Annotated in this window: 9 protein-coding genes; 6 read left to right on the top strand and 3 right to left on the bottom strand. The window is 68.1% G+C overall.

Annotated features, from left to right (window positions below):
• Positions 1-949: hypothetical protein (locus AB0I35_RS17255; RefSeq protein WP_357396995.1), on the bottom strand; the 949-nt coding region annotated here is incomplete at its 3' end.
• 298 nt (positions 950-1247) lie between these two features.
• Between AB0I35_RS17255 and AB0I35_RS17250 the strand changes: the two genes are divergently transcribed.
• Positions 1248-2336 carry a beta-propeller fold lactonase family protein gene (locus tag AB0I35_RS17250; protein ID WP_357396994.1) on the top strand — a complete coding sequence of 363 codons (1089 nt, stop codon included), beginning with the start codon at positions 1248-1250 and terminating at the stop codon, positions 2334-2336.
• Positions 2337-2410: 74 nt separating this feature from the next.
• Here AB0I35_RS17250 and AB0I35_RS17245 read toward each other — a convergent pair whose 3' ends face one another.
• Together AB0I35_RS17245 and AB0I35_RS17240 are read right to left on the bottom strand one after the other, a co-directional pair.
• Positions 2411-2782, bottom strand: coding sequence for a hypothetical protein (locus AB0I35_RS17245; protein ID WP_357396993.1), 372 nt, complete (start codon positions 2780-2782; stop codon positions 2411-2413).
• 105 nt (positions 2783-2887) lie between these two features.
• Positions 2888-3580, bottom strand: coding sequence for a GntR family transcriptional regulator (locus AB0I35_RS17240; RefSeq protein ID WP_357397021.1), 693 nt, complete (start codon positions 3578-3580; stop codon positions 2888-2890).
• A 162-nt stretch (positions 3581-3742) separates the two neighbouring features.
• Between AB0I35_RS17240 and AB0I35_RS17235 the strand changes: the two genes are divergently transcribed.
• The 5 genes from AB0I35_RS17235 (at position 3743) to AB0I35_RS17215 (ending at position 9673) form a co-directional block, all read left to right on the top strand.
• Positions 3743-4564 (top strand): acyl-CoA thioesterase domain-containing protein, encoded by an 822-nt coding sequence (locus AB0I35_RS17235; RefSeq protein WP_357396992.1) that lies wholly within the window; start codon positions 3743-3745, stop codon positions 4562-4564.
• 91 nt (positions 4565-4655) lie between these two features.
• Positions 4656-5774 (top strand): NDMA-dependent alcohol dehydrogenase, encoded by a 1119-nt coding sequence (locus AB0I35_RS17230; protein WP_357396991.1) that lies wholly within the window; start codon positions 4656-4658, stop codon positions 5772-5774.
• A gap of 24 nt (positions 5775-5798) precedes the next feature.
• Positions 5799-6008, top strand: a complete 210-nt coding sequence (locus tag AB0I35_RS17225) for a hypothetical protein (RefSeq protein ID WP_357396990.1) — start codon at positions 5799-5801, stop codon at positions 6006-6008.
• Positions 6005-6295, top strand: a complete 291-nt coding sequence (locus AB0I35_RS17220; protein ID WP_357396989.1) for a WhiB family transcriptional regulator — start codon at positions 6005-6007, stop codon at positions 6293-6295. Before AB0I35_RS17225 ends, AB0I35_RS17220 begins: the two co-directional genes overlap by 4 nt.
• An 87-nt stretch (positions 6296-6382) precedes the next feature.
• A complete protein-coding gene (locus AB0I35_RS17215) occupies positions 6383-9673 on the top strand; it encodes a protein kinase (RefSeq protein ID WP_357396988.1) in 3291 nt (1096 codons plus the stop codon).
• Positions 9674-9676: the final 3 nt, after the last annotated feature.

Raw genomic sequence — 9676 nt, 5'->3', positions numbered from 1 at the left:
CGCGGCCGGGGATCGTGCCGCCCGGCGTGGGGTACGGCGAACCGGGCAGCGGCGAGAGTGCTCCGTCGGCACCGATGTGGAAACCGTCGACCTGGCCGCCGCTCGATGCGGGCACGTACATGCGTTTACCGTCGGCGGTGATCGCCGAACCATGCGGAGTGTCACCGGTGGGGTACGGCGAACCCGGCGCATCCGACAGGCTTCCGTCCGGTGCGATCACGTAACCGGACAGCGTGGCACTGCCTTCGTTGCTGATGTAGAGGTAACGGCCGTTCGGGGTGATCGCGGGCAACGCGGGGCGCTCGCCCGTGGCCAGGGTCGGCCCGACCTGGGTGAGCGAGGCGTCGGCATTGATGGCGTAGCTGGTGACGGTGGCGCCGATGAAGGTGCTCACGATCAGGTTGCGCCCGTCGGGGGTCACCTGCGGCAGGCTCAAACCGCTCATTCCGGGTACCGGGGTGGCGGGCGCGCCGGTCGGGACCAGAACGCCGGAGTCGGTGATGTCGAAGGAACGGACCTCGGTGGTCAGCGACCCGACGGTCGCGAACAGGCGGGAACCGTCCGGGGTGATCGTCACGCCGATCACGGGGGCACCGAAATCCATTCGGCTGCCCGCGATCTCGTGTAGCGAGCCGTCGGCGCCGAGGTCGTAGCCGATGATCGAGCCCGAGACCACGTGCCCGGTGTAGACGCGACGGCCGTCCGGGGTGATCTCGAGTGTCAGCGAGCCCGTGTCACTGGCGAACGGTGCGCCGGGCACCTGGGTGAGCGCGCCGTTGTCATCGACCCGCAGGACGCTGATGTTCGACGAACCGGTGCCGGTGACCAGCAGATAGCGTGGCGCGTCGTCGGCGGGTGCGGAATGAGCGAGAGCCGGGGACAGCGACAGCGCGAGCGCGGCGGCCACGCCTGCGGCGACTCGTCGCGGTGTGAATGCGTTCCTGAGCATCAGGATGCGGTACCTCCGTGTATCGGGCAGGCCACGTCGCCTGCCCCGAATTATGCACAATATAGTGTGCAATCTCACTCGGCTAGTCGATTTGAAATAGCGCAACGAGATTCCCGCCCGACTGTCACGGCACACAATGCTGGTTGCCAGATCATATACAAAATGTGATCGTTCCGGGTTGTCGCGCGATCCACCCCCTGCCGATCGTGGGCTTGAAATCTCATCGAGGAGATCACCGATGACTTCCTACTCACCCAGCCGATGCCGCCGCGAGAGACTTCTACTCCGTTGCGCGGCAGTGGCTTTCATCGCAATGCTGCTCAGCGTCGTCGGCTGGAGCACGGCACCGACCCCCGCGTCGGCCGCGAACTCCCGCTTCCTTGTGGTCGCGGGCACCGCGTCGATGGGCATCAGCGTCCTGCGTGTCGCCGAGGACGGGACCTTGTCGAGCGTCCCGAACAGCCCGTTTCCGACCGGCTTCGGCGTTCTGTCGCTGGTGCTCGCCCCGGACGGTCGCACCGTGTATGTGCCGCACGCCGGTGATTTCGGCGTCTCCGGATACCGCCTGGACGACAACGGGACGTTGCATCCGGTCCCCGGCGCGGACATCACCGTGGGCGGCCCGCCGACAGCCGCCGCGCTCAGTCCGGACGGCACCCAGCTCTTCGTGGTGGTCGGCGGAGCACCGGGGCACGTGGAGTCCTTCACCGTGACCCCCTCGGGCGCGCTCGTCCCTACCGGCGCGCCGACGGTGCCGGTGGACGGTTTCAGCGCCGTCGGTATGGCGGCTGTCGATCCGAGCGGGCGCTTCCTCCGGGTGGTCACCTACCTCGGAAACACCATGTCCAACTACGCCATCGCCCCGGACGGCACGATGACCCCGCTCGGCGCGACCACGGTGAAACTCGGCCCGGTGGCACCGGGGTTCAGCCCGGACGGCCGATACGTCTATGTGAGCAACGAGTTCGGCTTCGATCTGTCCGGGTTCGCGATCGGTGAGAACGGGCAGCTGACGCCGACCCCCGGCTCGCCCTATCCGACCCATGGAGTTCCGCACGGCGCGGTCGTGACCGCCGACGGCACCCGCCTGTACGTCCCCAATGCCGTTGGCCAGTCGATCGCCGGCTTCGACCTGCGTGCGGACGGGCGGCTGGTCGAACTGCCCGGGTCACCGTATGCGGCGCCCGCCGCCACGCTGCCGGGGCAGGTCGCCCTGCATCCCGACGGCAAGACGCTGTACCTGATCGATGTCCTGACCGCCGAGGTGACCACCCGGGTGCACACCTACACGATCGGCGCGGACGGCAGCCTCCTGCCCTCCGGTCGGCCTTCGGTCGACACGGGCGTCGTCATGTCCGACGGGCCCGTCGTCGCCATCACTCCCTAGACCGCGAAAGAGGCTGGTGCGGTGACCATTCGGTTACCGCACCAGCCCCTACGACGGAGATCCCGGATTCAGGATCAGGGCTGAACGCCCATCTCCGGGCCGATGTACTCACGGACCCGCGCGGCCTTGCCGTCGCGGACCTCCACGATCTGGACCAGATGCAGCTTCATCTCCTGGCCGCCCATCGTCACCTCGGTGGTGCACTCGTGGAAGAAGCCCTTCTCGGTGTAGGTGACACCGACGGAGACGAAGGTCGGAATGGGACCGTCGCCCGAGCGCTCGTACACAGCGGCGACGGCGTCGGCCACGGAGACCCACTTGTCGTCGGCACTGTGCCAGACGAGGCAATCCGCGTGGCTGATCTCCTTGAAGAGGTCGATGTTGGTCAGGGCCTTGACCCAATTGTCCGCGAGGTCCTTGGTGGCCTGATCTGGGGTGCTGCTCATCGTTGAACGGTGCCTTCCTGTCCGGTTCGCTGCAGTGCTGTCCTGCGCCACCCATGCTGCGCGCGAACCGGTGGGCCGAGTGTCCAACTTTCTGGACACTGTGCACTAGGCGCTGGACTTCTCCGGCGTCGACCACATCCCCTGTTTCTCCAGCATCGCGATGAGTTCGTCGGCCCCGGACATGATGTGATCGCGCATCAGACTGCTCGCCGTCTTCGCACGTCGTTTCCGCAACGCCTCGAGAATCGCCGGGTGGAAATCGAGCGACTCGTTGGCATGGCCCTCGATATTGCCGTAGAAGCGGTTGGGTAACTGCTTGACGATCGAGCGCAACAACAACGCGAGCCGGCGGGAATCCGCGGCCAGGTTCACGGTGCGATGGAATTCGTGGCCGAGCGCGACGATGCGGTCGAGGTCGGCTCCGTCGGCGACCGCCTGTTCGTGCTCGGCGACCACGTCGGCCAGGTGGGCGAGTTGGCGCGGTGAAATGGATTTCGCCGCGCGCGAAGCCAATTCACCTGCGAGCGTGGCCTGCGCCCAGAACAGATCGCGCACATCCTGCCTGCTGAACGCCGACACCATGAACCCGCGACGCGGGACCAGTTCGACGAACCCCTCACCGCTGAGCAGCAGAAGGCCTTCACGCACGGGTGTGTTGCTCACGCCGACCGCTTCGGCGATCGGTTCGGCACGCAGGAACTCACCGGAGCGCACGCGGCCCGAGATGATCAGTTCCCGCACGTAGCTCGCCACGTCTTCGGACAACTGCTGACGCTGCGAATTCACCCGGCGAGGCAACTCCCGCGGGGAGGATTCGGCGTTCAGTGGGTCTTTGTCGTTCGGCACTTACGCATTATGCGGCCCCGAAGCTCGATCGCGCAGCACCGGCCAGTGGAAGACGACGGCGGCCAGCGACGATATATTTAATATCATGGCCTATTCAAGCCAGGAGGCACTCCGATGACCGCAGCATTCTTCCGCACGCAGCGCGGCCCACAAGGGATGGAGTTGATCCCGCAAGCCGAGGCGGCGAGCGGATGGGGCGAGGAACACATGCGTGGACTCGCGGTGAGTTCGGCGCTGGCACGTGCCGCCGAGCAGCAGATCCATACCATCGAACGCACCGACCTGGTACCCACGCGGTGGACTGTCGACCTCTTCCGGCCCGCGCGGTTGCGCCCGTGCACCGCCTCGGCAACTGTCGTCCGGGAAGGCAAGCGGTTGTGCCTGATCGACACCGTGCTCGAACAGGACGGTCGGCCCGTCGCCCGAGCATCGGCGCTGTGGCTGGCGCCGAGCCAGAGCCCGCCGGGTGCGGCCTGGTCGGGAGGCGCGCGACCGGAGGCGCCACCAGTGGGCACCGCACTGGTCGAGGCTCAGCATCGCCTCTATTTCACCGAGACGACCGGGTGGGGCGACGCGGCCAAGTCCACCAACGGCGCTCGCAAAATGATCTGGCACGAGCAGATCCCGGTGGTCGAAGGCGAACAGCCGACACCGTTTCAGCTCGCTGCCGGCATCGCCGATGTGGTGAACGTGGCGGTCAATCTCGGCAGCAACGGACTCGAATTCATCAATGCCGACGTTTCGCTCACACTGGGTCGCCTGCCGGTAGGTGCGGCGGTGGGTTTCGCCACCACGGAGCGAATGGAACAGGCAGGCATCTCGGTCGGCACCGCTGTGGCCTTCGACCGGGTGGGCGCCTTCGGCACCGCGACCCTGTGCGCACTGGCCGACGCGCACCGCGCCGTCGACGTGCGGAGTTTCCGGCCGATCGCGTGACGGAGGTCTCAGAATATATTATGCTGAATCAAAGACGACGAAGGAGCACACCGATGACCCCCTGGGCGAACACCGACGACAAGGACGCCTCGTGCTGACCCGCGGCGCGGTGCTGCGGAAGACACCCGGCCCCTATGAGATCGTCGACCTCGACATCGAGGACCCGCGCCCCGGTGAGATCCGGGTCAAGATGGCTGCGTCGGGACTGTGCCACTCCGACGACCATTTCGCTGTCGGCACGCAGACACCGGGCATCCTGCCCCTGGCGGGCGGGCATGAAGGCGCCGGTGTGGTCGAAGCGGTCGGCCCGGGCACCAAGGGCTTCGCCGAAGGCGACCACGTGGTGTTCTCCTTCCTTCCGGTGTGCGGCCGCTGCCGGTGGTGCGCACACGGCCACCAGAACCTGTGCGACCTCGGCGCGTTCCTGGCCACCGGCGCTCGGTTCGACGATCCAACCTCCTATCGGCTCTCGCTCGACGGCGCACCGGTCGGTCAGCTCGCCGGGCTCGGCACCTTCTGCGAATACACCACCGTCTCGGCGGTCTCGGCGATCAAGATCGATCCGTCGATCCCGCTCGACATCGCCTGCCTCACCGGCTGCGGTGTCGGAACCGGGTGGGGTGCGGCAGTGAACTCGGCCGAAGTGAAACCCGGGCACGTCGTGATCGTCATGGGCATCGGCGGTATCGGGATCAACGCGGTCCAGGGCGCCGCCCACGCGGGCGCCGCCGCGGTGATCGCCGTCGACCCCGTGCCCTTCAAGCGGGACGCCGCGCTGAAGCTGGGCGCCACCCATGCTGTCGCCGACATCGAGGAGGCGGCCGAACTCGCCCGCTCGATGACCAACGGCCAAGGGGCCGACTCCTCGATCGTGACCGTTGGCATCACCACCGGACGCCATGTCGGCCAGGCACTCGGCGCGGTACGCAAGGCGGGCACCTGTGTCGCGGTCGGACTCGGCGACGCCACCGTCGGCGCAGGCGACATCGACCTGCACGAGCTCACGCTCTACCAAAAGCGCCTGCAAGGCTCGTTGTTCGGCGCGAGCTCCCCCACCGCCGACATCCCCGCGCAATTGGCGATGTACCAGCAGGGCTCGCTGAAACTCGACGAACTCGTCACCGCTCGCTACTCCCTCGACGACATCACGCAGGGCTTCGCCGACATGAACGCCGGTCGGAACCTGCGGGGTGTCGTCGTCTACGACTGATCCCGGCAAGTCGAAGGACCGATCATGAACGTGCTGATCGAAATGACCGCGTTGTGCCTGAGCCGCCCTGCCCCCGGAGCGGATGCCCAAGCGCTCGCCGCCTGGTACGCGGCGAAGGCCCGGTTGCACGACCACCTGGCCGGCCTCGGCGGACCCGACAGCGCGCGCGAACGCGAGCTGGCAACGGCGGCCCATCGGCGCGCGCTCAGCGTCACCGCGGGTGAAACTGTATGAGGCCGGCCGGGGAGAAGTCCTTGCAGCTGCCCGCGCCGCGTGCGGAGGCCTGGGCCTGGCAGATGCACGCCACCTGCCGGGCCTACGACGTCAACGACTTCTACGACACGGCCCAGGAGTCACGAAAAGTGCTGGCTGCCAAGAAGATCTGCGCGAGTTGCCCGGTGCTGACCCACTGCCGCGATCACGCGGTCGCCGCCAACGAACCGCACGGCATCTGGGGCGGGATGACGCCGCGCGAGCGAGCCAGGTACCGCTGGGTGCACTACCGACCGAAACGCCTCTGACACTGGTCGAACACCGGCATCGACGGAGCTATCCTCGGTAGAGCGCACCCGCGCACCGCTACCGCGGCAGGACCGAATCGAGCCGAGATGGCCGACATCGAGTCGACACAGCGCAGTTCCGCTTCGGGAATTCCGGCGGAGCTGGCCGCGGCGGGCTTCGACGACGCCGAGGAGATCGGACGCGGCGGTTTCGGTGTCGTGTATCGGTGCGCACAGCCGGATCTGGACCGAGTGGTCGCCGTGAAAGTACTCACCGCTGAGCTCGACCCCGACGGTTTGCAGCGCTTCGTTCGGGAGCAGCAGGCGATGGGCAGGCTCTCCGGCCATCCGAACATCGTCGCCGTCTTCCACGCGGGCACCACCCATGGCGGTCATCCCTACCTGGTGATGCCCTATCACCCGCGCGGTTCCCTCGAGCAGCGCATTCATGATCTCGGCCCCCTGGACTGGGCCGCGACGCTACGACTCGGTGTGAAGATGGCGGGAGCGCTGGAGTCGGCACATCGGGCGGGCATCCTGCATCGCGATGTGAAGCCGGCCAACATCCTGCTCAGCGATTACAGCGAACCCGAGCTGACCGATTTCGGCATCGCCAGGGTCGAAGGCGGATTCCATACCACCACCGGCATCGTGAGCGCCTCCCCCGCGTTCGCCGCGCCCGAGGTGCTGCGGGGCGCCGCGGCCACTCCCGCCGCGGACGTGTACAGCCTCGGCGCCACTCTGTTCTGCGCGCTCACCGGACATGTCGCCTACGAACGGCGCGTCGGTGAGCACGTGTTGTCCCAGTTCCTGCGGGTGTCTCAGCGGCCGGGACCCGATCTCACCGACCAGGATGTCCCCGCGCCGGTCCGTGCGGTGATCGAGCACGCGATGGCACCCGAGCCCGCGGATCGGCCCGGCGGCGCCGCCGCGCTCGGCGCGGAACTGTGTGCGGCGCAACGTGCTACGGGCGCGCCGGTCGACGTCCTCCGGATCCCCAGCCCACCACCAGTGGCGGCGATCGCGCCGGTACCTCCATCGACAGCGCGGACTACTGCCCCACCGACACCGGCCACCAAGTACCGTCCGCCGACGCCCGCGCGCGCGACCCTGTCCCGTCAACGGCTGCTCGACCGGCTGCGGACGAGCCCGCGCACCAGGCTCACCACCATCCACGCTCCGAGCGGCTTCGGAAAGACCACCCTCGCCGCGCAATGGCACGACGAGCTCGTCGCACACGGCGCGGCCGTCGCCTGGCTCACCGTCGACGAGGACGACGACAACGTCGCCTGGTTCCTCGCCCACCTCGTCGAGGCCGTCCGGCCCGAGGTTCCCGACCTGGCCGACGACCTGGATCGACTGCTCGAAGCCCACCCCGACGATCCGGCACGCGCTGTCCTCACCGGGCTCGTCGACGGCCTGCACGCCCGCGACCGGCGGGTCACCCTCGTCCTGGACGACTGGCAGCGCGTCACCGGCGACGATTCGGTGACAGCGATGCGTTTCCTGCTCGAGCACGGCTGCCACCATCTGCCGCTCGTCGTCACCAGCACCGCACGTCCCGAATTGCCCGTCAGCAGGCTGCGCTCGCACGGCGAACTCACCGAAATCGACGCCACCACTTTGCGTTTCGATGCCGATGAAGTTCGCACCTTCCTCGACGGCGACGGTGGGGTCCACCTCACGGCCGAACAGGTCCTCGCGCTGACCCGGGCCACCGACGGATGGATCGCCGCACTGCAACTCGCGGTGTTGTCACTGCGCTCGGGTGAGGACACCGCGGGCCTGCTGAACAGCCTCGCCACCCACCCCGACATCGGTGCGTTCCTCGCCGAGAACGTGCTCGATGCCCTGGACCCGGACTCGCTCGACTTCCTCATGACGACCTCGGTCTGCGAGCGGATCTGCGGCGGCCTGGCGGCCGCGTTGACCGGCCGCGCCGATGCCGCCGAATTCCTCGCCGACCTCGCCGATCGCGGTCTGTTCCTCCTGCCCGTCGGCCCCGGCAGCGACTGGTACCGCTACCACCAGCTCTTCGCGGGGTACCTGTGCCGGAGGCTCACACAGGACCGGCCAGGACAGCTCGCGGAGTTGCGGCTACGAGCCGCGCAGTGGTTCGCCCGTCATCATCTGCTCAACGAGGCCGTCGAACACGCTCTCGCCGCCGATGACCCCGGCCGCGCGGCCGATCTGGTCGAGGAGGGCGCGGGTTACCTGCTGGAGCGGTCCAGAATGGTGCTGCTGCTGGGGATCCTGGCCAAACTTCCCGCGCAGGTGTGCCGCACGAGGCCGCGGATCCAGCTGTTCGGGGTGTGGGTGAACCTGGTTCTGCGCAGGCCCGCGGCCGCCGAGTCGTACCTGGCTCGTTTCGAGGCCGCCCTGGCCGGGGTCGGGGAAGCCGACCGCGCCGACCTGCGGGCCGAGGCCGACGTCGCGATCAGTGTGCGCGAGATGTTCGCCGACCGGGTCTCGGCGCTGGACGGCCTGATCGGACAGGCACTGACACGTCCCGACGATTTCTCCCCCCGAATCCCCGGCGTGGCCGCCAATATCGCTACCTTCGCCGCGATCCAGCGCTTCGACTTCAACGAGGCGCGGCGACGGCAACTGTGGGCGGTGCGGTATCACGATGCGACGGGCCCGTTCCTGTCTGTGTACGGTCGCTGCTTCGCTGGCCTCGCGGCGCGCGAACAACTCGACATCCCAGGTGCCGAGGAACTGTTCACCGACGCGCTCGACACCGCGCGAACCACGATGGGCGCGGCGGCGCACGCCACCCGTCTGGCCGGTGCGCTGCTCGGCGAACTTCGTTATGAGACAGGGGATCTCGACGCCGCTACAGAGCTGCTCACGATGAGCAGGGAACTGTCGGCCGAGGGTGGTGGCGGGGTGGACTTCATGCTGGCTACCTACGCGACAGGTGCGCGGGTGCGGTCGCTGCGCGGCGATCGCGAGGGTGCGCGCGAACTTCTGGCCGAAGGCTTGTCCGCCGCCGAACGCCTCGATCTGCCTCGGCTGACCGCGCGCCTCCGCAACGAGCAGGTCCGCGGCGGCTTCGACCTCGACCCGGGAACCGCAGCGGCACTGCTCGTACCACGCACGATTCGGCGCGACGACGGAATCGTCACCGCCATCGACGAATTCGATGAGGACTCCGCCATCCGATTGCTGTCGGATGGCGGCGAACACGAACGCGCGGTAGCCCGAGCCGAGCTCCTGTTCGCGAGCGTCGACGCGGACCGTCGACCGCTGGCGAGGCTGCGCACCGGGTTACTGCTCGGAACCGCATTGCGGCGGGCCGGGCGCCGGGACGAGGCCGAACGCACTCTCGCACCGTTGCTACGGCAGTGCGCCCGTCTCGGCCTGACCCGCCTGCCCGCCGACGCGATGACGACCTAGAGG

Source organism: Nocardia sp. NPDC050378 (genome assembly GCF_040655675.1).
GTDB lineage: Bacteria > Actinomycetota > Actinomycetes > Mycobacteriales > Mycobacteriaceae > Nocardia > Nocardia coubleae.
The sequence above is the reverse complement of the archived record's forward strand: the minus strand, read 5'-3'. Positions and strand labels throughout refer to the sequence as shown.

Excerpts from the sequence above, each read along its gene's own strand:
- AB0I35_RS17225 (WP_357396990.1), top strand. The coding sequence starts at position 5,799 with ATGAACGTGCTGATCGAAATGACCGCGTTGTGCCTGAGCCGCCCTGCC.
- AB0I35_RS17245 (WP_357396993.1), bottom strand. The coding sequence starts at position 2,782 with ATGAGCAGCACCCCAGATCAGGCCACCAAGGACCTCGCGGACAATTGG.
- AB0I35_RS17215 (WP_357396988.1), top strand. The coding sequence starts at position 6,383 with ATGGCCGACATCGAGTCGACACAGCGCAGTTCCGCTTCGGGAATTCCG.
- AB0I35_RS17235 (WP_357396992.1), top strand. The coding sequence starts at position 3,743 with ATGACCGCAGCATTCTTCCGCACGCAGCGCGGCCCACAAGGGATGGAG.
- AB0I35_RS17220 (WP_357396989.1), top strand. The coding sequence starts at position 6,005 with ATGAGGCCGGCCGGGGAGAAGTCCTTGCAGCTGCCCGCGCCGCGTGCG.